Annotated in this window: 26 protein-coding genes and 1 tRNA gene; 14 read left to right on the top strand and 13 right to left on the bottom strand. The window is 69.7% G+C overall.

Features of this window, described 5'->3' with window-relative positions; genetic code table 11:
* Nucleotides 1–102: 102 nt before the first annotated feature.
* The gene (locus ACWEVN_RS29040; RefSeq protein ID WP_452053410.1) at nt 103–1,245 is read right to left on the bottom strand and encodes an MFS transporter; all 1,143 of its coding nucleotides are present in this window, start codon (nt 1,243–1,245) and stop codon (nt 103–105) included.
* A 184-nt stretch (nt 1,246–1,429) separates the two neighbouring features.
* Here ACWEVN_RS29040 and ACWEVN_RS29035 point away from each other — a divergent pair, with 184 nt between their 5' ends.
* The 3 genes from ACWEVN_RS29035 to ACWEVN_RS29025 all read left to right on the top strand — a co-directional run bounded on the left by ACWEVN_RS29035 (nt 1,430) and on the right by ACWEVN_RS29025 (nt 4,456).
* Nucleotides 1,430–2,956 (top strand): MFS transporter, encoded by a 1,527-nt coding sequence (locus ACWEVN_RS29035; protein WP_452053409.1) that lies wholly within the window; start codon nt 1,430–1,432, stop codon nt 2,954–2,956.
* Nucleotides 2,937–3,536 (top strand): acyl-CoA-like ligand-binding transcription factor, encoded by a 600-nt coding sequence (locus ACWEVN_RS29030; protein WP_449687570.1) that lies wholly within the window; start codon nt 2,937–2,939, stop codon nt 3,534–3,536. The genes ACWEVN_RS29035 and ACWEVN_RS29030 overlap by 20 nt, the downstream gene beginning before the upstream one ends.
* Before the next feature lie 389 nt (nt 3,537–3,925).
* A complete protein-coding gene (locus tag ACWEVN_RS29025; protein WP_452053408.1) occupies nt 3,926–4,456 on the top strand; it encodes a hypothetical protein in 531 nt (176 codons plus the stop codon).
* 144 nt (nt 4,457–4,600) lie between these two features.
* Here ACWEVN_RS29025 and ACWEVN_RS29020 read toward each other — a convergent pair whose 3' ends face one another.
* Nucleotides 4,601–5,653, bottom strand: coding sequence for an alpha/beta hydrolase (locus ACWEVN_RS29020; protein ID WP_452053407.1), 1,053 nt, complete (start codon nt 5,651–5,653; stop codon nt 4,601–4,603).
* A 151-nt stretch (nt 5,654–5,804) separates the two neighbouring features.
* Between ACWEVN_RS29020 and ACWEVN_RS29015 the strand changes: the two genes are divergently transcribed.
* From ACWEVN_RS29015 to ACWEVN_RS28990, 6 genes are all read left to right on the top strand, one after another.
* On the top strand, nt 5,805–6,353 hold the full coding sequence (locus ACWEVN_RS29015; protein ID WP_449687587.1) for an NADPH-dependent FMN reductase: 549 nt from the start codon (nt 5,805–5,807) through the stop codon (nt 6,351–6,353).
* Between the two features lie 134 nt (nt 6,354–6,487).
* The gene (locus ACWEVN_RS29010; protein ID WP_310969230.1) at nt 6,488–6,910 is read left to right on the top strand and encodes an organic hydroperoxide resistance protein; all 423 of its coding nucleotides are present in this window, start codon (nt 6,488–6,490) and stop codon (nt 6,908–6,910) included.
* A 42-nt stretch (nt 6,911–6,952) separates the two neighbouring features.
* Entirely contained in the window at nt 6,953–7,429 is a 477-nt protein-coding gene (locus ACWEVN_RS29005; RefSeq protein ID WP_449687573.1) for a Dps family protein, read from the top strand.
* Nucleotides 7,430–7,502: 73 nt separating this feature from the next.
* Nucleotides 7,503–8,891, top strand: coding sequence for a glutamate decarboxylase (locus tag ACWEVN_RS29000; protein ID WP_452053406.1), 1,389 nt, complete (start codon nt 7,503–7,505; stop codon nt 8,889–8,891).
* Between the two features lie 335 nt (nt 8,892–9,226).
* Nucleotides 9,227–9,898 carry a (d)CMP kinase gene (gene cmk, locus ACWEVN_RS28995; protein WP_452053405.1) on the top strand — a complete coding sequence of 224 codons (672 nt, stop codon included), beginning with the start codon at nt 9,227–9,229 and terminating at the stop codon, nt 9,896–9,898.
* Between the two features lie 165 nt (nt 9,899–10,063).
* On the top strand, nt 10,064–10,507 hold the full coding sequence (locus tag ACWEVN_RS28990; protein ID WP_452053404.1) for an HIT family protein: 444 nt from the start codon (nt 10,064–10,066) through the stop codon (nt 10,505–10,507).
* Here the strand turns inward: ACWEVN_RS28990 and ACWEVN_RS28985 are convergent.
* The 4 genes from ACWEVN_RS28985 to ACWEVN_RS28970 form a co-directional block, all read right to left on the bottom strand.
* Nucleotides 10,449–11,087, bottom strand: coding sequence for a class I SAM-dependent methyltransferase (locus ACWEVN_RS28985; protein ID WP_452053403.1), 639 nt, complete (start codon nt 11,085–11,087; stop codon nt 10,449–10,451). The two genes, ACWEVN_RS28990 and ACWEVN_RS28985, sit on opposite strands and share 59 nt — an antisense overlap.
* A gap of 33 nt (nt 11,088–11,120) precedes the next feature.
* Nucleotides 11,121–11,888 (bottom strand): hypothetical protein, encoded by a 768-nt coding sequence (locus tag ACWEVN_RS28980; protein WP_452053402.1) that lies wholly within the window; start codon nt 11,886–11,888, stop codon nt 11,121–11,123.
* 76 nt (nt 11,889–11,964) lie between these two features.
* Entirely contained in the window at nt 11,965–13,035 is a 1,071-nt protein-coding gene (gene thiL, locus ACWEVN_RS28975; RefSeq protein WP_452053401.1) for a thiamine-phosphate kinase, read from the bottom strand.
* 40 nt (nt 13,036–13,075) lie between these two features.
* Entirely contained in the window at nt 13,076–13,753 is a 678-nt protein-coding gene (locus ACWEVN_RS28970; RefSeq protein ID WP_452053400.1) for a hypothetical protein, read from the bottom strand.
* Nucleotides 13,754–14,147: 394 nt separating this feature from the next.
* Between ACWEVN_RS28970 and ACWEVN_RS28965 the strand changes: the two genes are divergently transcribed.
* Both ACWEVN_RS28965 and ACWEVN_RS28960 read left to right on the top strand, forming a co-directional pair.
* The gene (locus tag ACWEVN_RS28965) at nt 14,148–14,774 is read left to right on the top strand and encodes a TIGR03085 family metal-binding protein (protein ID WP_452053399.1); all 627 of its coding nucleotides are present in this window, start codon (nt 14,148–14,150) and stop codon (nt 14,772–14,774) included.
* A 10-nt stretch (nt 14,775–14,784) separates the two neighbouring features.
* Nucleotides 14,785–14,970: a tautomerase family protein gene (locus tag ACWEVN_RS28960; RefSeq protein WP_191312711.1), complete on the top strand. Its 186-nt coding sequence runs from the start codon at nt 14,785–14,787 to the stop codon at nt 14,968–14,970.
* A 40-nt stretch (nt 14,971–15,010) separates the two neighbouring features.
* Here the strand turns inward: ACWEVN_RS28960 and ACWEVN_RS28955 are convergent, their stop codons facing one another.
* Entirely contained in the window at nt 15,011–16,861 is a 1,851-nt protein-coding gene (locus ACWEVN_RS28955; RefSeq protein WP_452053398.1) for a prolyl oligopeptidase family serine peptidase, read from the bottom strand.
* Between the two features lie 39 nt (nt 16,862–16,900).
* Here ACWEVN_RS28955 and ACWEVN_RS28950 point away from each other — a divergent pair, with 39 nt between their 5' ends.
* Nucleotides 16,901–17,671 carry a methyltransferase domain-containing protein gene (locus tag ACWEVN_RS28950; protein WP_452053397.1) on the top strand — a complete coding sequence of 257 codons (771 nt, stop codon included), beginning with the start codon at nt 16,901–16,903 and terminating at the stop codon, nt 17,669–17,671.
* A gap of 41 nt (nt 17,672–17,712) precedes the next feature.
* Here the strand turns inward: ACWEVN_RS28950 and ACWEVN_RS28945 are convergent.
* Nucleotides 17,713–17,786: transfer RNA gene (locus ACWEVN_RS28945), tRNA-Pro, on the bottom strand.
* A gap of 29 nt (nt 17,787–17,815) precedes the next feature.
* Nucleotides 17,816–18,757, bottom strand: coding sequence for a metallophosphoesterase (locus ACWEVN_RS28940; RefSeq protein WP_449687588.1), 942 nt, complete (start codon nt 18,755–18,757; stop codon nt 17,816–17,818).
* A 158-nt stretch (nt 18,758–18,915) separates the two neighbouring features.
* Here ACWEVN_RS28940 and ACWEVN_RS28935 point away from each other — a divergent pair, with 158 nt between their 5' ends.
* Complete coding sequence (locus tag ACWEVN_RS28935; protein WP_452053396.1) at nt 18,916–20,613, top strand: serine/threonine-protein kinase; 1,698 nt, start codon at nt 18,916–18,918, stop codon at nt 20,611–20,613.
* Nucleotides 20,614–20,655: 42 nt separating this feature from the next.
* Here ACWEVN_RS28935 and ACWEVN_RS28930 read toward each other — a convergent pair whose 3' ends face one another.
* Entirely contained in the window at nt 20,656–22,830 is a 2,175-nt protein-coding gene (locus ACWEVN_RS28930) for a transglycosylase domain-containing protein (protein WP_452053395.1), read from the bottom strand.
* A gap of 345 nt (nt 22,831–23,175) precedes the next feature.
* On the opposite strand from ACWEVN_RS28930, the gene ACWEVN_RS28925 reads away from it, so the two are divergent.
* On the top strand, nt 23,176–23,472 hold the full coding sequence (locus ACWEVN_RS28925; protein WP_310969217.1) for a WhiB family transcriptional regulator: 297 nt from the start codon (nt 23,176–23,178) through the stop codon (nt 23,470–23,472).
* A 47-nt stretch (nt 23,473–23,519) separates the two neighbouring features.
* Here the strand turns inward: ACWEVN_RS28925 and ACWEVN_RS28920 are convergent, their stop codons facing one another.
* The 3 genes from ACWEVN_RS28920 to ACWEVN_RS28910 are packed head-to-tail and all read right to left on the bottom strand — an operon-like array spanning nt 23,520 to nt 25,903.
* Entirely contained in the window at nt 23,520–24,629 is a 1,110-nt protein-coding gene (locus ACWEVN_RS28920) for an ArsA family ATPase (RefSeq protein ID WP_449687583.1), read from the bottom strand.
* Nucleotides 24,626–25,633, bottom strand: a complete 1,008-nt coding sequence (locus ACWEVN_RS28915; protein WP_449687584.1) for an ArsA-related P-loop ATPase — start codon at nt 25,631–25,633, stop codon at nt 24,626–24,628. The genes ACWEVN_RS28920 and ACWEVN_RS28915 overlap by 4 nt, the downstream gene beginning before the upstream one ends.
* Nucleotides 25,634–25,654: 21 nt before the next feature.
* Entirely contained in the window at nt 25,655–25,903 is a 249-nt protein-coding gene (locus ACWEVN_RS28910) for a hypothetical protein (RefSeq protein ID WP_449687585.1), read from the bottom strand.
* Nucleotides 25,904–26,027: the final 124 nt, after the last annotated feature.

The raw sequence follows: 26,027 nt of genomic DNA, 5'->3' as shown, positions 1-26,027 counted from the left end.
CGCCCTCTTGGGGGGGGGGCCGGCCCCCCCCCCCCCCCCCCGCCACATTGGGTGCGCTGGATGCACCCAACGCCACATTGGGGCGCTCGGGGCCGGACCGAGCTAGCCGCGGCTTTCGGCGAGCGCCGGTTCCGCGGCGGGGGCCGGGGCGCGGTGGCGGCGCAGCAGGCCGCCCGAGGCGATCACCAGGCCGCCGACGCCCGCCGCCACGAAGCCCCACTCCGCGCTCGAATGGTCGATCGCGAAGCCGACCACCGGGCTGCCCACCGCCAGGCCGAGGCGGGTGAACGCGTCCTGCAGGCCCATCGCCTCGCCGCGGACCTGGGCCGGGGCGAGGCGGGAGACCGTCTCGGTCGTGGCCGCCAGCGTCGGCGCGCACAGCAGGTTCGTCGGGATCAGCGCCAGCATCAGCAGCCACCACGGGTGGTCCGCCAGACCGACCGGCACCACCAGCAGCGCGAGCAGCAGCATCAGCGCGCCCTGCGAAAGCGACCGCTTCACGACGCCGTGCACGATGCCGCCGATGATCGACGCCACGCACATCACCGCGATGACCAGCCCGGTGACGCCGAGTTCGCCGTTCGCGCGCAGGGCCGCCAGCGTCGCCAATTCGGTGCCGACCAGCACGAACAGTGCGCCGCCCGCGATCAGCAGCGTCCCCACGAGCCGGCCCGTGAGCCAGCTCCGCAGCGGCGGCCGCGGGCCGAGCTCCTCCGCCTGGCCCGCGCCCTCGCGGATCGGCGGGTTGACCAGCCAGATCAGGAACGCCGTGCCGCCGAACAGCACGCCGAGCGCGGTCAGCGTCCAGGTCGGGGAGAACGTCGTGATGGCCGCGATGCCGGCCGCCGGGCCGATCATGAACGTCGCTTCGATCGAGATCGTGTCCAGCGAGTAGGCCGCGCGGCGCTCTTCGAGCGGCACGAGCGTGGCCAGGACCTGCCGGGCCAGTGACCCGGCGGGCACCGAAAGCATCCCGGCCACGACCGCGACCACGGCGAGCGCCTCGAACGGCAGGTGCGGCGCGGCGACCCAGAACACCGTCGTGCCGATCCCGCACACGGCGACGACCGGACGCAGCCCGTACCGGTCGAAGCAGCGGCCGAGCAGCGGCGCGCCGAGGGCCATCCCCAGGGTGACGCAGCCGCCGACCAGCCCGGCGGCGCCGTAGCCGCGGCCGAGCCCGGTGACGATGTACAGCGTCATCAGCACGCCGTTCATGGTCATCGGGAGGCGCGCCAGGAACATCAGGGCCATCGTCGAGCGGACGCGGGGGACGGAGAGCACCCGGCGGTAGGGCTGCAGAGGCACGTCCTCGATGAGAACCCAAGGTGGTACGCGCGTGCAACTTATTTCCGCCGCCGGACCCCCTGGCGCCGGAAAATTATGAGAGCTACTCTCACTTGGTAGTAACTATCAATTGGGAGTCGCTATGACTCAAGTACATCCCCGCAGGTGGTGGGCGCTCGGCGCGCTCGCGGTGAGCCTGCTGACCATCGGGCTCGACCTGACCGTGCTCAACGTGGCCGTGCCCACGCTGGCCGTCGACCTCGGCGCCACGACCACGCAGCTCCAGTGGTTCGGCAACGCCTACACGCTGGCGCTGGCCGCGCTGCTGCTGCCCGCCGGCCTGCTCGGCGACCGGTTCGGGCCGAAGAAACTGCTGCTCGGCGCGCTCGCGGTGTTCGGGCTGGCCTCGTTGGGGTGCGCCTACGCGGGTTCGCCGGGTGAGCTGATCGCCGCCCGCGTCGGGCTCGGCGTCGGCGCCGCGTTCCTCATCCCGCTCTCGCTCTCGCTGCTGAACATCCTGTTCCCGCCGGAGGAGCGGGCGAAGGCGCTGACGGCGTGGGTGATGGCGACGTTCGCCGGCATCCCGCTCGGGCCGCTGCTCGGCGGCTGGCTGCTCGACCACTTCGCGTGGGGCTCGGTGTTCCTCATCAACGTCCCGCTGACCGCGGTCGGCGTCGCCGCGGTGTTGTTCCTCGTGCCGCTCACGCCGGGCGACGGCGGCGGCCGGATCGACTTCACCGGCATCGCGCTCTCGACGGCCGGGCTGATCGCGCTCACCTACGGTTTCGTCCACGCCGGTGAGCACGGCTGGGCGAACCCGGTGACGTACGGCCTGATCGCGCTGGGCGCCGCGCTGCTGGCGGTGTTCTGCCGGGCGCAGACGCGGGTGGCCGCGCCGCTCACCGACCTCGCGTTGTTCCGCGAGCCGCGGTTCGTCTGGGGCGCGGTGCTGGCCACGATGGCGTCCTTCGCGCTGATGGGCCTGTTGTTCGTGCTGCCGCAGCTGTTCCAGGCCGTGCAGGGGGCCGACGCGCTGCAGACCGGCGTCCGGCTGCTGCCGCTGATCGGCGGGATGCTGGTGGCGGCGAAGATCGCCGAACGGCTGGTCGCCGTCCTGGGCGTGCGCGCGGTCGTCGCGAGCGGGTTCGCGCTGCTCGCGGGCGGGCTGGCCTGGGGTTCGACGACGTCACCGTCGGGTGGCTACGGCGCCACCGCGGGCTGGGAGGTCGTCATCGGGCTGGGCACCGGCGCCACGCTGCCGCCGCTGATGACGATGGCGATGGGCGCGCTCACCGAAGGCCGCTCGGGCGCCGGTTCGGCGCTGATCCAGGCGTTGCGCCAGGTCGGCGGCACCATCGGGGTCGCGGTGCTGGGCACGGTGCTCAACGGCGGTTACCGCGACGGCGTCGACGTCACGGGCCTGCCGGAGCCGGTCGCCGACGCGGTGCGCGGCAGTGCCTCCGGCGCGGTCGCCGTGGCGGAGCAGCTGCACCGGCCCGGCCTGGCCGCGTCGGCTCGCGCCGCGTTCACCGACGGAATGGCCGCGACGCTGTGGGTGTGCGCCGGCCTCACGCTCGCCGGGGCGCTGCTCGCGCTGGTGTTCCTGCCCGGGCGGACGGCGACCGGGGTGCAGCCGCGAGAATCGGAGCATGACGTCGTCGCCGGGTGAGCCTGCAGGACTGCGCGAGCGGAAGAAGGCCAAGACGCGTGCCGCGATCCAACGGCACGCGTTGCGGCTGTTCGAGGAGCAGGGGTACAGCGCCACGACGGTGGACCAGATCGCGGCCGCGGCGGAGATCTCGCCCAGCACCTTCTTCCGGTACTTCCCGACGAAGGAGGCGACGGTGCTCTACGACCCGTTCGACCCGGTGCTCATCGAGGCCGCGGTCGCGCAGGCGCCGGAGCTGAGCCCGATCGGCGCGCTGCGGGCGACGGTGAGCTTCATCCGCGAGCAGCTGCCGGCCGGCGAGTGGGAGCGGGAACGCCAGCGGCAGCGGCTCGTGTTCCGCGAGCCGGAACTGCGCAGCGCGGTGATGGACAAGTTCGCCGAGGGCATCGACCTGCTGGCCGGGCTGGCCGCGCGGCGCACCGGCCGGGCCGTGGACGACTTCGAGGTCCGCAACTGGGCCGGCGCGGTGGTCGGTGTGGTGCTGGCCGCGTTCCTCGGCGCCGCGGCGGACCCGGAGGCCGACACGCTCGTGGTCATCGATCGGGCCGTCGCCCACCTGGACGCCGGCCTGCCGCTCTGAATTCCGGAATTGATTTCGCATTTCCGCGTCCACCTCGGGGGAAACCGTGTGGGTGGCGATGCGAGCGTGGGGGACGCCCCATCTGGAGCAGTAGAGACACGCGGTCCGACGGAGTGATGAGGCTAAATGATCACTGTTTACACTCGTGTGGGTTACCCAGATGTTCCATAGTGGACGGATGCTACCAGCGGTGATCCTCGGAATCGGTCATGGTGATCTTCAGGGGGAAAAGCAAGGTTTCGCGGTTAATCCAATGCGGGCCAGTTCGCATCATTCAGATCCGGCACGTAAGGGTGTTAAACCTCCCGAACCGGTGATCGGGTGGCTTATCTCCGACACGGGGGGTATCGATTTAACCCGTCAGGTCTCCCGAGGCCAGGAGGTAAGGAATGAAAGCCAAGTTCGGGCGATCCATCGCCCTGGTAGCCGCCGGCAGTCTGCTGGCGGTGGCGACGGCGGGGATCGCGTCGGCGAGCCCGGAAGGGGGCAAGGGTTCCTCCAGCACCCAGGCCCTCGCCGCGCAGGTGCTCCAGATGCGTGACGACCTCACCAAGGTGGCCTACGCGGGCGACGTCGGCGCCGCGCGAGCGGACCTGGGGCAGCTGAGCCCGGTCCTCGCGGACATCGCGGCCGGAAAGCGCTACACGGTCCAGACCGAGACGGGGCAGCTCGCGGGCCTCGCCAAGGGCCGCGCCGACGAGTCCACCAGGCTCCTGGCCGACCCGACGGCGAAGGCGCGCCAGCTCCCGCCGTTGCCGCTGCCGATCCCCTCGCTGCCGGACCTGCCGGGGCCGCTGAAGATCGTCAGCGACCTGGTCAAGGCCCTGCTGGCGGCCGTCACCGGGATCTTGGGCGGACTGCTCGGCGGCCTGCCGGTGCCGCCGCTGCCGGTGCCACCGCTGCCGGTCCCGGGCTCGTAGCCACCGCAGGAAAACAGGGGGGCCCGGAGCCCGGCCGCGGACATTCCTCCGCGCCGGGCTCCGGGTCGTTTCACCGCGGCTCGCTCGCTGCGGTTGCCCGATGCGGTTGCCTGCCCACGTGAAACCCCGCCTCCGGCGGCCGCGTCAGTGCACTTTGGACAGTCCCTGCCGCAGTGCGCCGGCCGTCTCCGCGAGTGCCTCCCGGAATCGCGTGCCCACCCCGGTGAAGTTGATGAACCCGTGGATCAGGTCCTCGTGCCGCCGCAACGCCACCTCGACCCCGGCCTCGCGCAGCTTCTCCGCGTACGCCTCGCCCTCGTCGCGCAGCGGATCGAACCCCGCCGTCACCACCAGGGCCGGCGGCAGCCCGCTCAGATCCTCCGCGCGCAGCGGCGACAACCGCGGGTCCGTCAGATCCGTGCCCGACGGCACGTAATGCCCTTCGAACCACTTCATGTGCACGTCGGTCAGGAACAGGTCCTCGGCGAACAAGTCCTGCGAGCGGTACCGCTGCGCGAAGTCCGTCGCCGGGTAGATCAGCAGCTGGAACGCCGGGACCGGGCCGCCGCGGCGCAGCGCCTGCTGGGCCGTCACCGCCGCGAGGTTGCCGCCCGCGCTGTCGCCGCCCACCGCGATGCGGGCCGGGTCCGCGCCCAGGTCGCTCGCCTCCGCCACCGCGTACTCGAACGCCGCCAGCGCGTCCTCCGTCGCCGCCGGGAACGGGAACTCCGGGGCCAGGCGGTACTCGATCGACAGCACCCGGACCCCGGCGTGCTTGGCCAGGAAGCGGACGGCGTTGTCGTGGCTGGAGCGGGTGCCGATCACCCAGCCGCCGCCGTGGAAGAACACCAGCAGCGGTGACCCTTCGGGCAGCCCGACCGGCGTGTACAACGTCGCCGGTAAGTCGCCGTCAGGCGTCGGCACGGCGACCTCGCGCACCGAGACCGGCTCGATCGGCTTCCCGCTGACCAGGTGCCGGCCCGCGTCGAGCAGGGCCCGCGACTGCTCGACCGACCCGCGCACCAGCTCGGCCCGGGCGATCTTCTGGAGCCGGAGGAGGAGCCGGGCGTCGAGCGCGAGCTCCTGGCCGTCGATGCGGACGGGCCGGCCCGCGACCGCCCGCCGCACCGGCGCGGGCAGCCAGAACGCGAGCTGGGACGCGGCCGCCTGGGCGCGGACCGGGAGCGGGATCGCCATGGTTCCTCCATCAGCGTCGGGGCTGGAGGTGACGTTACTTGCCAGTAGGTAACCGGTCCAGTTGTGACCAGCACCTCGGTCCCAGAGTCTGGTCCTCCAGTTAACTGGAGGGGTTAGCCTGGAAAACGTGACTTCAGCCAGGACGATCAACGTGCTCGGGATCGGCGGCTCTCTGCGCGAGGGCTCGCAGTCCGAACATGCGCTGCAGATCGCGCTCGACGGCGCGGCGGAGGTGGGCGTCCGGACCCGGCTGCTCACCGGCCCGGAACTCGTGCTGCCGTTCTACGACGCCGGCGTCCCCGAACGCGACGAGCGTGCCACCCGGCTGGTGGAAGCCATCCGCGAGGCCGACGGCCTCATCGTCGTCTCTCCCGGCTACCACGGCGCGCTGTCCGGCCTGGTCAAGAACGCCCTGGACTACGTCGAGGACCTGCGCGAGGACCGCCGCCCCTACCTCGACGGCCGTGCGGTCGGCCTCGCCGCCGTCGCCTACGGCTGGCAGGCCGCGGTGACCACGCTCGAGCAGCTCCGCACGATCACGCACGCCCTGCGCGGCTGGGCCACCCCGCTGGGTGGCTCGATCAACTCGGCCGAGACCAAGTTCGACGAGGCCGGCGGCGCGTCGGACGAGAAGAGCGTCCGCACCCTTCGCCTGATCGGGCGGCAGGTCGCGGAGTTCGCCGTGACGCGCGCCGCATGACGTTTCGCCCGGTGGCCGCCGGGTAATAAAACGACGTGATGCCTGCCATGTGGGGGCACCGTTCCGCGGATGCGGGATGTTGTGCCCAGTGAGACGCTCGCTGAGGAGCGTCCGCGACAGAAGGCAGGCTGAGCATGGGTCAGGCGATCTACACCGCGGTGGCAACGGCGCGCGGCGACGGCCGCAACGGCGAAGTGACGTCGTCCGACGGCGTCATCGACGAGTCGCTCGCCATCCCGAAGGAGATGGGTGGCCCGGGCGGGGACAAGACCAACCCCGAGCAGCTCTTCGCCGCCGGCTACTCGGCCTGCTTCCACAGCGCCCTGCAGCTGGTCGCGCGCCAGGCCAAGGTGCCGCTGACCGGCTCGACCGTGACCGCGGAGGTCAGCGTGCTCAAGCAGGAGGTCGGGTTCGGCCTCGGCGTCGCGCTGAACGTCTCGCTGCCGGGTCTCGACCAGGCCCAGGCCGACCAGCTGGTCGAGCAGGCGCACCAGGTGTGCCCGTACTCGAACGCGACCCGCGGCAACATCGAGGTCGCCCTCTCCGCCACCGTCTGACCACCTGACGCCCGTACGAGTCCGAGGAAGGGATAACCAGAGATGAGCAAGTCTCCGATCAAGAGCCCGCTTTCCGAGGCCGACAAGGAGATCACCGGCAACGCCCTGCAGGCGACGCTGGTCGACCTGGTCGACCTGTCCCTCATCGCCAAGCAGGCGCACTGGAACGTCGTCGGGTCGAACTTCCGCAGTGCGCACCTGCAGCTCGACGAGCTGGTGAACACCGCGCGCCAGTACGTCGACGAGGTCGCCGAGCGCGCCAACGCCATCGGCATCTCGCCGAACGGCAAGGCGAAGACCGTCGTCGAGAGCTCGGGCGTGCCCGAGTACCCGGACAACTGGCAGTCGGTCGAGTCCACGGTCTCCGCGATCGTCGACATCCTCGCGGCGCTGATCGAGCGGCTGCGCCAGCGCATCGACGAGACCGACAAGAGCGACCTCGTCACGCAGGACCTGCTGATCGAGATCACCCGGGCGCTGGAAGAGGCGCACTGGATGTGGCAGGCCCAGCAGGCCTGATTTTCCGCCACGAAAGGGCCGTTCCGGACGGAGCGGCCCTTTTTCGTCGGTGCGGGCCAGTACGTTCGGTGGCATGGTCTTGCATCAGGGGAACGCCGATCGCCCGGACCGCGCGGGCGGGACGAATCCGTTCTACGCCGGGGCGAACCCGGCACTGGCGGCGGATTTCGTCATGCCGCACGACAAGCTGCGCGAAGACCCGCTGCCGCCGGACACCGCGCTGCAGCTGGTGCGCGACGAGCTGATGCTGGACGGCAACGCGCGGCTCAACCTCGCCACGTTCGTCACGACGTGGATGGAGCCGCAGGCGCGCGAGCTGATGGCCGAGTGCGTCGACAAGAACATGATCGACAAGGACGAGTACCCGCAGACGGCCGAGCTCGAGCGGCGCTGCGTGAACATCCTCGCCGACCTGTGGCACGCGCCGGATCCCGCGGACGTCATGGGCTGCTCGACGACCGGTTCGTCGGAGGCCTGCATGCTCGCCGGGATGGCGCTGAAGCGGCGCTGGGCCCGCCCCGGCCGCAGCGGGAAGCCGAACCTGGTGATGGGGGCGAACGTCCAGGTCTGCTGGGAAAAGTTCTGCGAGTACTGGGAAGTCGAGCCCCGGCTGGTCCCGATGGAGGGCGACCGGTACCACCTGACGGCCGACGAAGCGGTGGCCCGCTGTGACGAGAACACGATCGGCGTGGTCGCGATCCTCGGCTCGACGTTCGACGGCAGCTACGAGCCGGTCGCGCAGATCGCGGCGGCGCTGGACGCGCTGTCCGAGCGCACGGGCTGGGACATCCCGGTGCACGTGGACGGCGCTTCGGGCGCGATGATCGCCCCGTTCCTCGACCCGGACCTGGAGTGGGACTTCCGCCTGCCGCGCGTGGCGTCGATCAACACATCGGGCCACAAGTACGGCCTGGTGTACCCGGGCGTCGGCTGGGTGCTCTGGCGCGACAAGGCGGCGCTGCCGTCCGAGCTGGTGTTCAACGTGAACTACCTCGGCGGCGACATGCCGACGTTCGCGCTGAACTTCTCCCGCCCGGGCGCCGAGGTCGCGGCCCAGTACTACACGTTCGTCCGCCTGGGCCGCGACGGTTTCCGAGCGGTGCAGCAGGCTTCCCGCGACGTCGCCACGCACCTGTCATCCGGGATCGCGTCCCTTGGGCCCTTCGAGCTGCTGACGCGGGGAGACCAGCTGCCGGTGTTCGCGTTCACGACCACCCCGGAGGCGGGCTTCGACGTCTTCGACGTGTCCCGCCGGCTGCGCGAGCGGGGCTGGCTCGTGCCGGCGTACACGTTCCCGGAGAACCGGACGGACCTGGCGGTGCTGCGAATCGTGGTCCGCAACGGCTTCACGCACGACCTGGCGGATTTGCTGCTGGCGGATTTGAAGCGCGTGTTGCCGGAGCTGGAGGAGCTGGGCGGCCGCCCGAAGGACCCAGCGAAGGCGACCGCGTTCCACCACTGACGGCGTCCTCGGCCTTGCCTCGTCCCGATCAGGTCAGAGAGTTGACCCGAACGGCTTAACGACCCGCGTAAAGAAAACTAACGAGGCGTCTGACTTGCGGCAACTGTCTGGCCACGAAGGGTAAAAACTTGCCATATCCACACGATAGCGTGGACGCAACTTGTCACATGGTGACTAAAGTAACCATTCAGTGAATTGTGTCCGATGTCATCTCCGTGTTCTGCCGCTGAGCGGAATAAAGGTTGAGTGCACGACGTGTACTCTGCTCGAATTCCCGAGACAAGCGCAAGACCTTGCCACCAGTCTCGTTGTCTCAAGTGGGTCGGAGTTGAACAATGTCGCTCGAAGCAAGTACAGCCGCCGTCATCGCCGTTGACGGGCCCGCGGCGGCGGGGAAGACGACCACCAGCCTTCGTCTGGCGGAACGCTTCGGTTTCAGCTACCTGGAAAGCGGCCGTGCCTACCGCGTGCTGGCCTACGAAGCCCTTCGTGGCGACATAAGACCTGATGATCCATCGGCCATGGTCGAGCTGTGCGCCAGGATGGTGAAGAACAACGCGGCCACGCTGCTCGGTTTGGGCCGGTACGAGTCCGGTGAGCTGCGTTCGGCAGAGGTGGGACGTGCGGTCAGCTTGGTGGCGAGAATCGCCGAGCTGCGGCTTCGAGTCACGAATTGCCTGCAAGCTTGGGCTGGGAGCAACTGGCGTAGCATCGTGGAAGGCCGTGACATAGGCACGGTCGTGTTCCCCGCCGCTCCTCTGAAATTCTACTTGACAGCCTCGCCGGAGACGCGAGCTGCTCGTCGGATGGCCCAGGAAGGTTCGGGTACCTATGAGCAGGTTCTCGAGGACGTCCGGCGCCGGGATCACGCCGACATGACGCGGTCGGCCTCCCCGCTCAAGCCTGCATCTGATGCGATAATCATCGACACCACCGATCTGACTGTCGACCAGGTGCTCATCCGGATGTCGGACCGTTGTCGGGCGGTGGGGCTGATCGAGGCCTGAACGCGCGCCCGTTCCACGAAGGTGGCTCTTTCGCGGTGAGCTGATCCGGGTCTATGTTGGCCGTCATTGGGGAGGACGGCCGAGCGATCCGAAGGAGGTCGGCAGCGGCGAACGGGCCACCGGATTGTAAACGTTCCGTGACATTGAGTGAGATCGAGGTGTCCAATGAACCGTGCTGCCGCTATCGAGCGTTCTGCCGTGCGATCACACACGTGCCTGTTCTGCCGTTTCGACGACTCGACCATCAACACCCTGTACGGTGAGACGAAGAACTTCTATGCGAGGCTGGACAATTTTCCCGCCGCCCGGGGGCATGTCGAGATCGTCCCCAAAAGACATATACTCTCCTTCTTCGAGATCGATCCGGACGAGCTCCGGGAGATGTACGGCCTGATGACGCACGTCAAAGACAAGCTGGAAGAGAAGTATCAGCCGAACGGCTACACGATCGGCGTCAACGACGGACGTGCCGCCGGCCGAACCGTCGACCACCTGCACGTTCACCTGATTCCGCGTTACGACGGTGACGTCAGCGATCCTCGCGGTGGCATCAGGCGGATATTCCCGGACTGTGATCCGGATGCGTGGAGTTCTCCGACGGATTCCTGACGCCCTCGGCGACGAACCACTTGCCTCGCCCGCTGGGCACGGTCGCGATCCGCACGAAGCCAGCTTCCTGCATCAGATCAGCAAAGGCGTGCCTGTTCACGTGTGTGAACCACCGCTCCTCGGACAGTCTGCTCCCGGCGAGCCAGCCTTCCCCTCTTCCCTCCTTCATGCTGATCGCGGCGGCTCCTCCGGGGCGCAGCACCCGGCACAACTCGGTCAGTGCTGCCGGAAGGAGCCCGTTCGGAAGGTGGATCATGCTCGCGCAGACCCACGCGCCGACGAACACGCCGTCGCGAAACGGCAGAGCTGTCATGTCGAGTTGGATGTGGTCGATCGCGGGGACTCGCTGCGCACCGATCTGAAGCATGCGATGACTGAGGTCACCGGCCACCACGAGGAACCCTTGTGCGTCGAGCCACTCGGTGTCACGGCCGACTCCGCATCCGAGATCGAGCACCGTACCGCCGCCCGGTGTTCTGCCTCCGAACCGGATCAGCTCATTCTCGAGTCCTGGGAAGAGCTCGAGGTCGCCGGTCGTGGCGATGTAGGCGGCGGCTCCGTGATCGTAGACAGCGCGCACCCTCGCGACTACCGGGTCCACGGTTGGCTCGCGTCACACGAACTGGAAATCGTCCTGTCCTATCGATAGGCTCAGTTTACTCATTTCTTCGATCACGACTCGTTTGTTGAGCACCTCGAAGCCCCTGCTGGCATCAACGCTGATGCAACCAATAAATCTGCCTCGTCCGTTGCGGATCGGGACGGCGAACAAGGCGGTTCGGTGTTTGAAGTCCTGGAATTGTTGCCAAGTCAAGTTCATCACGGCCTCGTGGCCGGACTCGGCTACGTACTTCTCGAACTCGGCCTCCGAGCCGATCATCTCCGACGGTTCGGCCGCGTTGAAACGTACTTCTTTGTCTTTCTGCCAGCATATACCGACGGCGCCGACTCCCTTGGTGGGCGAGAACGGCCGGTTCATCGGCGACGTCGCCATCCGGTAACTGGCCACCCGCTCGAGGGTTCCGGACACCGGATGGCGGATACCGAGGCGCTTCCGCCACACGTGCAGCGCCAGATCGCCCATCTCCAGCGGTGGCTCGATGTCGTTGGCGATCTCGAGCACCCTGCCGAAGGTGGACAGTATCCTGCGACGCATCATCACGTTCTGGTCTGCGACCGACCGCGAATGCCACTGCTCGAATGGCGTGAAAGCCCCGAAGATACCGACGATCAGCAGGAAGATCGGCAATAGGTAGGGCCTGTCTTGCAAGATCGATGACCAGGTGGCGGCGGAAGGGACGTGGTAGGCGTTCCCGGCCAGGCAGAGTGTGGCCAGGAGCAGAACGAAGCGATCTGCCAGTTTTGCGGTACCTCGCGTCAAGGTGTCACCCTCACTGAGCCCGTAGCCGTCCGAACACCAAGTATCGCCCCGATTCTCGATGTGGTGGCGTGCGAAGTCAATTCTGCTGGTGTCGCCAGGCCTTTCCCGGCAGCGGTAGGCGCTGTCCTGATCTTGTTTCGAGGTGGACACTTTTGTCGCTCGTCGTCATGCCGATCGGGTGGAACTGGACCTCTGCCTCATCGAATACGTGCTGAAGGAGGTCCAGCTTCTCCGGCGATACGGTGAAGAGGAGTTCGAAGTCGACGGAATCGCCCATGATCACCGACAGCGGATCCAGGAAGAGGTGCGTGCACACCGCTCGAACGGGTGCGGGGATTCTCAGCTGGTCCTCGAGCACGGTGATCCCGACGCCACTGGCGCTCGCAATGCACTCGAGCGTCGCCTTCAGCCCGTCGGAGGTGTCTTGGCAACTCGTGACGACCCCGCTTTCACCCAGGACGATCCCTGCCGTGGTGCGTGCCTGGGGGCGGGCCCAGCTGGCCAGCAAGTCTTCGCGGTGGTGGCGTTCGATGTCTTCGCTGGTGCTGTGCGCCCGGAAGTAGGCGGTCGCGGCGCCGGCCGTGCCCGTCGGGCCGGTGAGGCAGACCAGCTCGCCGGGCTTGGCGCCACTGCGCATGAGTGCGCCTCCGGGGCGGCAGACCCCCAAAGCGGTCGCGGACAGGATGAGCCGTTCGGCCCCGCCGATGTCGCCGCCGACGTTGGGTGCCCCGAACGTCTCGCATGCGTCATGGATTCCCTGCATGACCTGCCCGAAGACGAAGTCCGTCATGGCGGGCGGGTATCTGACCACCGAAAGCAGCCCGATGGGGTGGGCACCCATTGCCGCCACGTCGCTGATGTTCGCGGCGGCGAGATAGTACCCGAGGTCGTACTCGGTCAGCAACCCGTACTCGTATAGGCGGAACTTCGGTCCGCGAACGTAGTCGGAGCCCACCACGAGCTGCTGGTCTCCTCGGAACGAGAAAATCGCGCAGTCGTCTTGCGCGTCGGCGCCGGCAGCGAGGTGAACTCGGCTGGAAGGTGACGTCGTTCGGGCTCGGTAGCTGGGCGTTTGGCTCGAGAAGATCGCCATGATCGTGTTCTCGAGCCGGGTCGGCTCGTCGGAACAGCGGTCTTCGGTGGACATCGCATCGACTCGTCTCGGTACCTGGGTGGATGAGTCCGGTTCAGGCTTCGGATCGCACGGTCGTCCAAGGCGCGGTCATGCGCATTGTGAGCCGGAGGTGCTCTTTCCTCGTGATGAGCGCGTAATCCCACTCCGGGTCTTCGATCGAGAGCAGTCTCCCGACAATCGAACGAAGGTACTGTCGCGGATTCGTCTCGGCGGGCAGATAAACTCGCGCCCGGTTTCGGTACATGCGGAAGTAATAGGAACTGCTGGTCCACGGCTCGCGACCGAGCTCGTGGACATCGCCCAAGTCACGGTAGGGGAGTCCTTCGCTTTCCAGGAGGTCGTCCACGGCATCGCCCGATACCGGGAAAACGTGCCAGTGCGCGTGCGTGATGCAGGCCTGCCGGCTCATCTGTTCGGTCGAGCCGTGCTCGAGCACCAGCGGCGAGTCGAACGTGGCGGCATAGCGCGGGAAGAGCCACGTCAGCAACGTGCGGAGTTCGGCATAGTTTTCGGCGATCACCCTGGCGAACGAGAGGTGGTGTCGTCTCGGCAAGAGGAGCAGATGCCCGACGATCAGCGGCGACATGTCCGCGACCACCTCGAACCGGCTGGTGGAGACAATCCGCCTGCTGGGCGGATCACCCTCGTAAACCCGGGCGAAAGAGGTATCGGTCGAACCGGCGAGCTCCTGGCACAGGTCTGCTCCCTGGCACGCTACTTCGGTGATCATGCCACCCCCATCTCGTGGATGGTCCCGGGTGGATATTACATTGCCGAACGGCATGGCTGAACCACCATTCGGACCGCTGGTGCCGGACAGAATGTTGACAGATTACCGCCATGTGCGGTCCCGGTTCACTGCGGCTGTTGGTTTTGGTAGATCCAAGACTTCGGGGCGGCCGAAGAAACAGTTGTCCGGCTCTGTCACTGCGGTTTGATGGGCGACCTCGGGGTATGTGCGGAACCACCCGCAGGCCAGGACTCGGTGGGGGCGGGCTACGGCGGTGTCGCGCCGATCGCGGTCATCTGTCGGACGGAGCCGGTGGTGGCACCCGACGGCAACGACACGTGCCAGGCGTCTCTTCCCGTCGCCACGGCGTCTACCGGCGGGTAACGTCGACCACATGGGTGTCGCTGCTGACGAACGCCGGGCGTTGAGCGCCCTCTTCGACGAACTCGGGCCGGATGCGCCGACCTTGTGCGACGGCTGGACCACGCGGGACCTCGCCGCGCACCTCGTCGTGCGGGAGCACCGGGCGGACGCCGCTCCCGGGATCGTCGTGCCCGCTCTGGCCGGGTACACGCAGAGAGTCCAGGGTCGCTACGCCGCCAAGCCGTGGGCGAACCTGGTCGAGCAGGTGCGGCGGGGGCCGTCGAAGTTCTGGCCGACCGCGATCGGCCCGCTCGACGAGCTCACCAACACCGCCGAGTTCCTCGTCCACCACGAGGACGTCCGGCGCGCGCAGGACGGCTGGGCGCCGCGGCCCGCGGACCCCACCCGGGACGCCGCCGCCTGGAAGTCGGCGAAGCAGGCCGCCAAGCTGAACCTCCGCAAGTCACCCGTCGGCGTGACGCTGCGCACGAAGGACGGCCGCGAGGCCGCCGTCAAGACCGGGCCCGATCCGGTGACCGTCGTCGGCGAACCGGTCGATCTGCTGCTGTTCGTCTTCGGCCGCGACGCCGTTCACCTGGAGTTCGAGGGTGACGCGGCCGCCGTCACCAAGCTTCAGACGGTGAACCGGGGGCTCTAGGCTGCCCCTCATGCCGATGATCAGCGTTGCCATGTTCCCCGGTCGCACGCCGGCGCAGAAGAGCGCCTTGGTCCGCGAGCTGACCGACGCCTTCGTCCGCACCTGCGGCGGCAAGCCCGAGGGCGTCCAGGTCACGCTGGTCGAGATCGGCGCCGACCACTGGGCTTCCGGCGGCGTCCTGTACTCGGACCGCTGACCCCCCGCCGGGAGACCGGACCGGCCTCCCGGCGGGTGCGTCAGCGCAGGCCGAGGGCACGCAGCGCGAAGTGGACCTCGATCGCGGTCTGCTTGATCGTCTCCGCGATCACCAGCGAGCCGTGGCCCGCGTCGTAGCGGTAGAACTCGTGGTGCAGCTCGCGGCCGCCGAGGCGGTCGAGGTAGTTCTCGATCTGGCGGATCGGGCAGCGCGGGTCGTTGTCGCCGGCCAGCACGAGCACCGGCGCCGTCACGGCGTCGACGTACGTGATCGGCGAGCACTCCCGGTACACCGCGGGCACGTCCTCCGGCGAACCGCCGAAGAGCGCGCGGTCGAACGAGCGCAGCTGCTCCATCTCGTCCTCGTATGCGGCGACGTAGTCCGCCACCGGCACCCCGGCGACGCCCACCGCCCACCGCGTCGGCTGCGTGCCGAGCGCGAGCAGGGACAGGTAGCCGCCCCACGAAGCGCCGTTCACGACGCACTTCGCCGGGTCGCTGAGTCCGGTTTGGACGGCCCAGTCGTGCACCGCGGCGACGTCCTCGAGCTCGGTCAGCCCGGGACGGCCCTCGATGGCGTCGCGCCAGGCCGAGCCGTAGCCGGTCGAGCCGCGGTAGTTGACCTCGACCACGGCGAACCCGGCGTCGAGCCAGGTTGCGCGGTAGGCGGAGAAGCGGTCCTCGTCCGCCGCGTGCGGGCCGCCGTGCAGGGAGAACACCGTGGGCAGCGGTCCGTCCGGCGCGCCCGACGGCCGGGAGACGAGCGCGTGGATCCGCCCGCCGATGCCGTCGACGAACGCGTCGGTCACCGGCTCCGAGCCCGGCGCCCGCGCACCCGGCGGCTCCAGGAGGATCGAGTCGGTGCCGTCGGTGGTCCGGGACCGGACCGCGGTCGGCTCGGCGGCGCTGGACCACGAGTACTCGACCGTGCCGTCCGGGCGGACGCCCGCGCCGCCGATCCGGCCGGCCGGAGTGTCCACTGAGGACAAATCGGCCGTGTCGAGGTCGTAGCGGTACAACGAACTGCGGCCCTCGTGGAAGTGGACGACGAGCAGGGCGCGCGCGTCCGGGTACCAGCCCGCGACGACTTCGCCGGGCAGGTCCAGCTCGATCTCGGTCTCGGTGCCGGCCCGGACGTCCCAGACGAGCAGCTCCTCGCGGCCACGGCGCTCGTGCAGCACCAGCAGCCGCTGGTCGCCGGGCAACGGCGAGAATTCGAGCGCGGAGAGGCCCTTGCCTTCGCCGTCCCACAGTTCCGCCACGGCCTCGAACCCGTCGGTCGCGAGCACCCGCAGCGCGGGGTGGCGCGAGTCGCCGTGCTCGGAGTGCGAGATCGCGATCAGGCTCTCGTCGCGGGAAAGGGAGGCGATGCCGGCGTCGTCCGGGTGGCTGTAGAACCGGCGCGTCTCGCCGTCGATCCGGGCGAACAGCTCGCTGCCGTCGTCGGTCGAGACGCCGACCGCGACGAGCCGGGTGCCGATCTCGAGGCCGGCCGGGTAGCCGTCGTGGACGTCCGGGACGGCCTTCTCCGGCTTGCTGCCCTCGGTCGCGGTGAACGGCTCGCGGACCCAGGAGCCGAACTCGTCGCCGTCGGTGTCGTCGAACCACCAGATCCACTCGCCGTCCGGGGACGGCGTCGCGTGCAGGGTGCCGTTGGGCCGGTCGGTGACGCGGCGGTGCTCGTCCGTCGCGCGGTTCCAGGCGTAGACCTCCCAGACGCCGCTGGCGTTGGAGACGTAGACGTTGGCGTCGGGGGCGTCGCGGGCCCACTCGGGCACGGAGATGCGCGGGGCGTGGAAGCGGGCGCGCCAGCGGGCTTCGGCTTCGGCGTCTTCGAACAGCCGCTCCGGGACCACCGCGGGCGGAAATTGGTTGGCTGACTGCGTGCTCACCCCTCGATCCTGCCACCTTCTGGCCGTACTGTGTGCGAGGTGCTGGAGGGTTACGCGCCGGGCTACGGGCGAGACGCGGTGTCGATGATGGCGGCGCGCACGGCGGCGGAGCGCGCGACGTTCGCCCAGCCCCTGTTCCGGCCGGGCAGGTGGGTGGTCGACCTGGGCTGCGGCCCCGGCTCGATCACCCTGGGCCTGGCCGCGGAGTCCCGGGTGACCGGCGTCGACCGCGACGCGGGCCAGGTGGCGCTCGCCCGCGAGGCGGCCCGCCGGGCCGGAAGGTCCACAGTGGACTTCATCGTCGGCTCGGCGTACGACCTGCCGTTCGCGTCCGGCAGCGTGGACGTGGCGTTCTCGCACGCGCTGTTCGAGCACCTTTCCGCTCCGGCGGAAGCGTTGGCGGAGTTGCGCCGGGTGCTGCGCCCCGGCGGCAGGCTGGCGTTGTCCACATCGGACTGGAGCAAAGCACGCCTGCGGCCGAAGACGGCGAACGTCGACGCGGCGCTGAGAGGCCACTACCTCCTGCGCCGGCGCGCAGGCGGCGACCCGTTCGCCGGCCGCCACATCGCGGAGGAGTGCGTCCGGGCGGGGTTCACGGAGGTGGCTTCGCGGGCGAAGTACCGCGAGGACATGAGCTACCGCGACCTGGCGAAGTACGTGGAGTCGCGGCTGGACGCGGCGATCGCGGACCCGGCGTACGCCCGCGACCGCGACCAGCTGGCGAGCGCGGCCCGTTCGGCGTGGATGTGGACCCGGGGTGGTGACGGGGATTTCAGCCAGTGCTGGGTCGAGGTGACGGCCACCCGCTGAAACCAGAAGAGCCGGTGTCCGAAGACACCGGCTCTTACTCGTCGGGGTGGCGGGATTTGAACCCACGACCTCCTCGACCCGAACGAGGCACGCTACCAAGCTGCGCCACACCCCGAGGTACTGCTTAACGGGTCGTGGAGAAGTCTAGCGGACGCTGTCGCGGGCTTTGCGGGGGGCCGACTTATGCGGCTCGGACGACCCCGATCCGCGCGGGACCAGCGTCAACAGGCTTGCCTCGGGCGGGCACGCGAACCGGGCCGGCGCCCACGGCGACGTCCCCAAGCCGGCCGAGACGTGCAGCCACATGTGCGCCCCCCACCGGGAGGCGCCGCGGGCGCGGCTGCGATCCAGGTCACAGTTGGTGACGATCGCGCCGTAACCCGGGAGCCGGAGCTGGCCGCCGTGGGTGTGGCCGGCCAGGACGAGGTCGTAACCGTCCGTGGCGAACGTGTCGAGCACCCGCGGCTCCGGCGAGTGCGTCACGCCGAGGCGGACGGCCGCGCCGCTGTCGGCCGGGCCCGCGATGTCGGCGTAGCGGTCGCGGCGCAGGTGCGGGTCGTCGACGCCGGCCGCGAACACCCGCCGGCCGCCGACGTCGATCGTGCGGCGGACGTGCGTCAGGTCGGTCCAGCCGTGCTCGACGAACGCCGCGCGCAGGTCGCGCCACGGCAGCTGGACGCCGTGGATGCGCTTCTTCTTGCCCTGCGGCATCAGGTAGCGGGCCGGGTTCTTCGGCTTGGGCGCGTAGTAGTCGTTGCTGCCGAAGACGAACACGCCGGGCCGGTCGAGCAGCGGGCCCAGCGCGCGCAGCACCGCCGGGACGGCCGTCCGGTGCGACAGGTTGTCGCCGGTGTTGACGACCAGGTCCGGGTTCAGCTCGTCGAGCGCGGCGACCCAGCGCTGCTTGCTGTGGTGACCGGGCAGCATGTGCAGGTCCGAAACGTGCAGGATGGTGAACGGCCGCGAGCCGGGCGCCAGCACCGGCAGTTCGGCGGTGCGGAGGGTCCAGCGGCGCCGTTCGATCCCGACGGCGTAACCGAGGGTCGCGGCGCCGAGCGCCACCGTCCCCGCGGCGAGGCGCGCCATCGTCGCCCCCGACGTGCGTGTGTTACTGAGCGTGCTCACAATCCCCAGGATACGTGCTCAACAGTTGGATGACTTCGCCGCCGTTACGGGGAACCTGCCGCTTAGCATTTGCGTCGGCCCGGAGAAGGGTGTTCAAGCCGGGGGGCTTGGGGAGAACGATGGAGCAGTTCGGGCCGTACCGGATCGAAGGCCTGCTGGGCCGCGGCGGCATGGGCGAGGTCCACCGCGCGTACGACACCGCGCACGACCGCGTCGTCGCGCTGAAGCTGTTGTCCGAGCCCTTCGTCACCGACGAAGCCTTCCGCGCGCGATTCCGGCGCGAGTCGCAGATCGTCGCGCGGCTGCGGGAGCCGCACGTGATCCCGATCCACGCGTACGGCGAGATCGACGGCCGCCTGTACCTCGACATGCGGCTCGTCGAAGGCCGTGACCTGAAGGAAGTGCTGGCCGGCGGCCCGCTCGACCCCGCGCGGGCCGCCGGGATCGTGACGCAGGTCGCGGGGGCGCTCGACGCCGCCCACGTGGACGGCCTGGTGCACCGCGACGTCAAGCCGTCGAACGTGCTCGTGACGAGCGCGGACTTCGTGTACCTGGTGGACTTCGGCATCGCCCGGTCGATGACCGCCGAGGGGACGTCGATCACCGGCACCGGCAACGTGATCGGCACCCTCGACTACATGGCGCCGGAACGCTTCGGCGACGCGCCGATCACCGGTCTCGTCGACGTCTACGCGCTGGCGTGCGTGTTCTTCGAGTGCCTCACCGGCCACCGCCCGTTCCCGGCGGAGGGCGCGGCCGCGCAGATGGGCGCGCACCTGACCGCGCCGCCGCCGGTGCTTTCGCGGGCGCGGCCGGGCCTCCCGCCGGCCCTCGACGCCGTGGTGGCGCGCGGCATGGCGAAGAACCCGGCCGACCGGTACCCGACGGCGGGGGCGTTCGCCGACGCCGTCCGGGCGGCCCTCACCGCACCGGCCCCGCCGATCCCGACGTGGCAGAAGACGTTGCCGGGCATCGCGGTGCACGCCGCCCCGGCGCCGGCCACCAGCCCGCCACGGCCGATGCCGCTCCCGACCGCGCCGCACCCGGGTCCGTTCACCGGGCCTCCGCGGGTGGCCGCGCCGGCCGCGCAGCCCCCGAAGCCGCAGCGGAACCGGTGGATCGCGCTGTGCGCGGTGCTGGCGGGCATCGTCGTGGTGGCGCTGGTGATCACGTACGTCGTCACGCGGGACCGGACGACCCAGACCGGCGGCCCCGGCCCGACGAATCCGCCGACCACCGGCGAAACGCCCGCACCGCCGACGGAAACCTCGACCGGGCAATCGTCCACTTCGGAATCCCCGAAGTCTTCGGAAGCGAAGCCGGCCCACGACGACCGCTTGGCCGCCGCGGTACCGCCGATCTACCGGACGTGCACCGACGCGGCGGCGCCCGCCGGAGCGGTGGCGGCGGTCGAGTGCGGCGGTTCGACGGTCGGCGACGTCCGGATCGGCAACGTCTGGTTCGCGGAGCCGACCGGCGCGCGCTTCCTCCGCTTCGCCGACGCCGCGGCGATGGACGCGTTCTTCCAGAACATCGTGAAGACCCAGGGGCTCACCCGCAACGACGCCCAAGGCGCGTGCCGCCCGGAGAAGTACCCCAAGATCTGGGGCACGTACTACCGGGCGGAGGTCCCCAACCCGGTCCCGGGCGAGTACCTGACCTGCTTCCTCGGCGACCCGGCCCAGCTGGTGTGGACGGAGAAGAAGAACCTCGTGGCGGGCATCCTGCTGTCCACGAAGGTCACCACGAACGACGACCTCGACAAGCTCTACCAGTGGTGGAACACGGAGATCCTGTCGGAGATGCCGCAGAGCTGAAAGCCGAAGGGCCCCGCGACGTCCGCGGGGCCCTCCGGCCGGTCAGCGGGCGCCGCCGCCCATGTACCTCGGATCCGGCTGGGGCAGGTCCATCGTCGGCTGCCCCTCCATGATGTTCTTCATCGCGCCGAACCACGTCCGGGCCGGTGACCGGCCACCGAAGATGGTGCCGGTCGGGCACACGCGGACGTTGCCCGGGCCGGCGTCGCAGATACCGCCCTGGCCGCCGCCGAACTTGAACGTCATCGCCGCGCCCGCCAGCTGCGGGGTGCCGCCGACGAACGTCGCCGAGACGTTGCCCTGGGTGGTGCCCGTCTTGCCGATCATCGGGCGGTTCCAGCCGACGCCGTTGGCCGCCTGGAACGACGTGCCGCCCGGCTGGTCGTCCTTGCTCATGCCCACCGCGAGCGTGTTCGCCAGCGGCTCGGGCACGGCCTGCTCGCACGGAGCTTCCTTGATCGGCACCGGTTTCCCGTTGCGGTCGGTGACCGCGCTGATCGGCGTCGGCGGGCACCAGACGCCGCCGGAGAGGATCGTCGCCGCCACGTTGCCCAGCTCCAGGCCGCTCAGCGGGCTGAAGCCCAGGGTGAACGCGCCGAAGCCGGGGTTGGCCCCGCGCGGGCCGTAGTACTCGGCCTGGCTCAGCCGCTTCGCTTCCGATTCGGCCTTCGGGTCGACGGTGCCGCCGCCGATGTTGCTCGCCATCGTGTCGCGCATGCCGAGCCGCCTGGCCATGTCGATGCCCGGGGCCGTGCTGCCGAGCCGGTCTTCGAGCTCGACGAACGTGGTGTTCGGCGACGTCGCCAGCGCGGTCTGGACCGTCGCGCCCTCGGCGATGCGGCTGTAGTCACCGGCGTTGCCGACGCAGTACCAGTTCGAGTTGGCCGGCGGGCCGGTCTTCGGACAGGTCTTCGCGCCACCGGTGAACACGTGCGAGATGTAGTTTTCGGGCACCTGCACCGGGGTGAAGATCCCGGCGACGCCCTTGTCCAGCGCCGCCGCCGTGGTGAAGATCTTGTACGTCGACCCCGCGCCACCGGTGTTGTAGACCCCCGCCGGCAGCGCATACGTCGTCTGCCCGGCGTCCTGGTTCTGCCCGTAGTCGCGGTTCGCCGCCAGCGCCACCACTTCGTGCCGGTCCTTGCCCGGTTTGATCAGTGACAACGTGTTCGCGATGTAGGGCTGGGTCTTCTTGACCTGCGCCTCCGCCGAGACCTTCGCCTCGTGGTTGGCGCGCTCGTCCAGCGTGCTCTTGATCGTGTAGCCGCCCGAGTAGAGCTGGTCCTTCGTCATCCCGCCGGCCTTGAGGAGGTAGTCCTCGACGTACTGGCAGAAGAACCCGGCCTCCGGGCCGGCGCCGATGCAGTTGGCCGGCGGCTTCTTCGGGCCGTCCGCGACCACGCCCAGCGGCTCGCCCTTGAAGCGGTCCGCGTCGGCCTTCGCCAGCTTCTTGTTGTCGACCATCCGGTCGAGCACCAGGTTGCGGCGCGCGGTGGCCTTGTCCGGGTGGTTCCACGGGTCGTTGTTGATCGGGTTGTTCACCAGGCCGGCCAGCAGCGCGGCCTGCGGCACGGTGAGCTTCTCCGGCGTCGTGTCGAAGTAGGCGTGCGCCGCCGCGCCGATGCCGAAGATCTGCCGGGAGAACTCGACGATGTTGAGGTAATTGGCCAGGATCTGCTGCTTGCTCAGCTTCGTCTCGAGGTTGATCGCGATCCGCGCTTCCTTGAGCTTGCGCGAGATCGACTGCTCCTGGGCCTTCTTCTGGCCGATCGGGTCGTTCCGGTAGACGACGTTGATCAGGTAGTTCTTGGTGAGCTGCTGGGTCAGCGTCGAGGCGCCCTGGGTGTCGGCGCCGGTGCTGTTGCTGACGGCCGCGCGCAGCGTGCCCTGCCAGTCGACCCCGTGGTGCTCGTAGAACCGCTTGTCCTCGACCGAAACCAGGGCCCACTTCATGGCCTCGTTGATCTGGTTCTCGGTGATCGGCAGCCGGTACTGGCTGTAGAGGGTCGCGATGGGCTTGCCGGTGCTGTCGGTGACCGTCGTCACCAGCGGCGGCGGGATGTCCGCGAGGTCGGAGGAAGTCTTCTCCACCGTCTCGCTCGCCTGGTTCGACATGACGCCGGCCGCCCCCACGACGGGGAAGAGCATGCCGGCGACGAGCACCCCCGCGAGCAGACAGAGGCCGATGAGCTTGAACAAACCATCCGCTTTTCGCACGAGGGCCAGGCTACCCGGAACGGATCAGGCGCCGGTGACGCCGTGTCTCCGAAGGTGTGAAATCAGTGACAAAACAGCCCCCCTTCGGTGACAACTGGTAACGGAAGGCATTCTGGGTCTCGACGGGGGGAACCGACGGCCCCTACAGTCCGTCAACGTCTCACGAAGACAAGCCGTCGGATGGATCAACGCGGGTGGGAGCTCGCCTGGTCCGAACGGCGGCACCGGCACCGGGGAGGTGCCCGGGTAACCGACGTGAGCTGAGGGAGACACGCTCGCGGGGGCAAGGGAGCGCAGTGCCTTTCCCCGCTGGTGCGTCGATCACCAGGGTAGGGAGCTGGGGGTATGGAAACCAACCAGTCGAGCTGGCGAATCAACGCGTCCTGCCGGGACGCCGATCCGGACGGCCTGTTCGTCCGGGGTGCGGAGCAGAACCGGGCGAAAGCCGTCTGCATGGGCTGCCCGGTCCGCACGGAATGCCTCGCCGAAGCGCTCGACGGCCGGATCAACTTCGGCGTCTGGGGTGGCATGACCGAACGGGAACGGCGGGCCCTGCTGCGCCGCCGTCCCGACGTGGAGAGCTGGGCCGACCTGCTCGAAGCGGCCAAGCGGGACGCGGAGGAACGCGTCTCGGTCGGCTGAGCCGGGCTGCGGGTGGCGCGGTCCTGCTGCCGCGCCGCCCGTACCGCTCAGCCCGCGAGCTTCACGCCGATGGCGCGCAGGCCGTCGAGGTCGTGGACGTCGCCGGCCAGTGCCGGCACCTTCGCCAGCGCGACCTCCGGGTGCGCCCGGGTGAACCGGGCCAGCAGCCGCTCCTCGCGGGCCGCCAGCTCGACCCGGTCGGCGTGCAGCCGCAGCACCGCCTCGGCCAAGGGGGCGTTCTGCAGCGACTCGGCCGCGGCCAGTGCCTCCGTGCCCGACAGCTTCGCGAGCACCGGGTGCGTCCGGTTCGCGATCAGCCCGGCCAGCGGCATCGACTCCGACGACAGCCGCTCCACGAAGTAGGACGCCTCGCGCAGCGCGTCCGGCTCCGGCGCGGCGACGACGAGGAACGACGTCCCGGACGAACGCAGCAGCTCCGCCGTCTTGCGGGCGCGCTCGCGGAAGCCGCCGAACATGCTGTCGAAGGCCTGCATGAACGCCGACGCGTCGGTGAGCAGCTGGCCGCCGATGATCGTCGACACGGCCTTGGCGAACATCGAGAACCCGGCGTTGACGACCTTGCGCAGCCCCCAGCCGCCGGCCTTCGCCGGAGCGGTGAGCAGCCGGATCATCCGGCCGTCCAGCGCGCTCGAGAGCCGGGTCGGCGCGTCGAGGAAGTCCAGGGCCGACCGGCTCGGCGGGGTGTCGACGATGATGAGGTCCCACTCGCCGGTGGCCGCGAGCTGGCCCAGCTTCTCCATCGCCATGTACTCCTGCGTGCCGGAGAACGACGTGGAAATCGTCTGGTAGAAGGGGTTCTGGAGCAGCTGCTCGGCGCGCTCGGGGCCGGCGTGCACGCGCACCATGTCGTCGAAGGTGCGGCGCATGTCGAGCATCATCGCCCAGAGCTCGCCCTTCGGCTCGAACCCCTCGACCTGCACCTGCTTCGGGTGGTTGCCGAGTTCGCGCAGGCCGAGCGCCTGCGCCAGCCGCCGCGCGGGGTCGATCGTCAGCACCACGGTCTGGCGGCCGCGCTCGGCCGCGCGCAGGGCGAGCGCCGCGGCCGTGGTCGTCTTGCCGACACCGCCGGAGCCGCAGCAGACGATCACGCGGCTTTCCTGGTCGTCGAGCAGCGCGTCGATGTCGATGGTGGTCACAACCGCACCCCCTGGTCGGTCAGGGCTTCGGCCAGGTCGTAGAGGGCCGCGACGTCGACGCCTTCGGTCAGGTCCGGCAGCTCGAGGGTCGGCAGGTCGGCCTCGGCGAGCTGCTCGCGCGCCCGTTGCTCGGCGGCCACCCGCACAGCGTGTTCGACAGTCTCTTCCACGAGCGCGTCCAAAGTGTCTTCCGCCAGCTTCAACCCGGCCGCAGCGAGCCCGTCGCGGACGCGGGAGGCGTCGACGCGCCCGTCGGCGGCGGCGGTCACCGACCGGGCGGGCAGCCGCGGCGGCCGGACCCGGTTGACCAGCACCGCGCCCGGGCGCAGGTCGGCGCCGTCCAGCTCGGCCACGGCCTCGACGGTCTCGCGGACCGGCATCTCCTCCAGCAGCGTGGCCAGGTGGACCGCGGTTTCGCCGGAGTGCAGCAGCCGCACCACGCCCTCGGCCTGGCCGCGGATCGGGCCGGTCTTCGCGAGGTCGGTCAGGGCCTTGGTGACGTCGAGGAACTTGACGACCCGGCCGGTCGGCGGCGAGTCGACGACGACGGCGTCGTAGGTGTGCCGCCCGTCGGACTCCGTGCGGCCGACGCACTCCTTGATCTTCCCGGTGAGCAGGACGTCCCGCAGGCCCGGGGCGAGGGTGGTGGCGAACTCGATCGCGCCCATCCGCCGCAGCGTCCGGCCGGCGAAGCCCAGGTTGTAGAACATTTCGAAGTACTCGAGCAGCGCGGCCTCGACGTCGATGTGCAGCGCGCGCAGCTCGCCGCCACCCGGGACGGACGCGATGCGCTGCTCGGCGTACGGCAGCGGCTCGGTGTCGAAGAGCTGGGCGATGCCCTGCCGGCCCTCGACCTCGATGAGCAGCACCCGACGGCCTTCGCGGGCGAGCGCGAGGCCGAGCGCGGCGGCGAGCGTCGTCTTGCCCGTCCCGCCCTTGCCGGTGACGAAGTGCAGCCGGGCGCGGGCAAGCTCGTCGGTCCAGCCGGCATGGGAAATGGTCACTTCTTCACCCTAATTCAGCGCTCAACTGGCCAGCAGCATGACGCCGGCCGCAGCGGCGACGGCCGCGACGAGTGCCCAGCTCAGGGCGCCGGGCAGCACGGTCAGGGTGAGCACGCCCACGACCACCAGCAGGGTGAAGGTGATCACCCCGCCGAGCGCGACCTGGCCGGAGCTCTGCGTCCGGTCGCGCACCTTCGCCATCACGACGAGCACCAGCGGCAGCCCGGCCACCGCGAGCAGCGCCGTCACGATCACCCGCCACGTCTCCACGTGCCCACGCTAGCGACGACCCGCCTCAAGCGCCCCAATGTGGCGTTGGTTGCGCTGGACGCACCCAATGTGGCGTTCGGTGCGTCCAGCGCACCGAACGCCACATTGGGGCGCTTGAACGCGG

The organism is Amycolatopsis sp. NPDC003861, from assembly GCF_053605405.1.
The sequence above is the reverse complement of the archived record's forward strand: the minus strand, read 5'-3'. Positions and strand labels throughout refer to the sequence as shown.

What these genes read in the sequence shown, in the direction of transcription:
- ACWEVN_RS29040 (WP_452053410.1), bottom strand. Translation starts at nt 1,245, where the DNA reads ATGTTCCTGGCGCGCCTCCCGATGACCATGAACGGCGTGCTGATGACG.
- ACWEVN_RS29035 (WP_452053409.1), top strand. Translation starts at nt 1,430, where the DNA reads ATGACTCAAGTACATCCCCGCAGGTGGTGGGCGCTCGGCGCGCTCGCG.
- ACWEVN_RS29030 (WP_449687570.1), top strand. Translation starts at nt 2,937, where the DNA reads ATGACGTCGTCGCCGGGTGAGCCTGCAGGACTGCGCGAGCGGAAGAAG.
- ACWEVN_RS29025 (WP_452053408.1), top strand. Translation starts at nt 3,926, where the DNA reads ATGAAAGCCAAGTTCGGGCGATCCATCGCCCTGGTAGCCGCCGGCAGT.
- ACWEVN_RS29020 (WP_452053407.1), bottom strand. Translation starts at nt 5,653, where the DNA reads ATGGCGATCCCGCTCCCGGTCCGCGCCCAGGCGGCCGCGTCCCAGCTC.
- ACWEVN_RS29010 (WP_310969230.1), top strand. Translation starts at nt 6,488, where the DNA reads ATGGGTCAGGCGATCTACACCGCGGTGGCAACGGCGCGCGGCGACGGC.
- ACWEVN_RS29005 (WP_449687573.1), top strand. Translation starts at nt 6,953, where the DNA reads ATGAGCAAGTCTCCGATCAAGAGCCCGCTTTCCGAGGCCGACAAGGAG.
- ACWEVN_RS29000 (WP_452053406.1), top strand. Translation starts at nt 7,503, where the DNA reads ATGGTCTTGCATCAGGGGAACGCCGATCGCCCGGACCGCGCGGGCGGG.
- cmk (WP_452053405.1), top strand. Translation starts at nt 9,227, where the DNA reads ATGTCGCTCGAAGCAAGTACAGCCGCCGTCATCGCCGTTGACGGGCCC.
- ACWEVN_RS28990 (WP_452053404.1), top strand. Translation starts at nt 10,064, where the DNA reads ATGAACCGTGCTGCCGCTATCGAGCGTTCTGCCGTGCGATCACACACG.
- thiL (WP_452053401.1), bottom strand. Translation starts at nt 13,035, where the DNA reads ATGTCCACCGAAGACCGCTGTTCCGACGAGCCGACCCGGCTCGAGAAC.
- ACWEVN_RS28970 (WP_452053400.1), bottom strand. Translation starts at nt 13,753, where the DNA reads ATGATCACCGAAGTAGCGTGCCAGGGAGCAGACCTGTGCCAGGAGCTC.
- ACWEVN_RS28965 (WP_452053399.1), top strand. Translation starts at nt 14,148, where the DNA reads ATGGGTGTCGCTGCTGACGAACGCCGGGCGTTGAGCGCCCTCTTCGAC.
- ACWEVN_RS28960 (WP_191312711.1), top strand. Translation starts at nt 14,785, where the DNA reads ATGCCGATGATCAGCGTTGCCATGTTCCCCGGTCGCACGCCGGCGCAG.
- ACWEVN_RS28940 (WP_449687588.1), bottom strand. Translation starts at nt 18,757, where the DNA reads ATGGCGCGCCTCGCCGCGGGGACGGTGGCGCTCGGCGCCGCGACCCTC.
- ACWEVN_RS28935 (WP_452053396.1), top strand. Translation starts at nt 18,916, where the DNA reads ATGGAGCAGTTCGGGCCGTACCGGATCGAAGGCCTGCTGGGCCGCGGC.
- ACWEVN_RS28925 (WP_310969217.1), top strand. Translation starts at nt 23,176, where the DNA reads ATGGAAACCAACCAGTCGAGCTGGCGAATCAACGCGTCCTGCCGGGAC.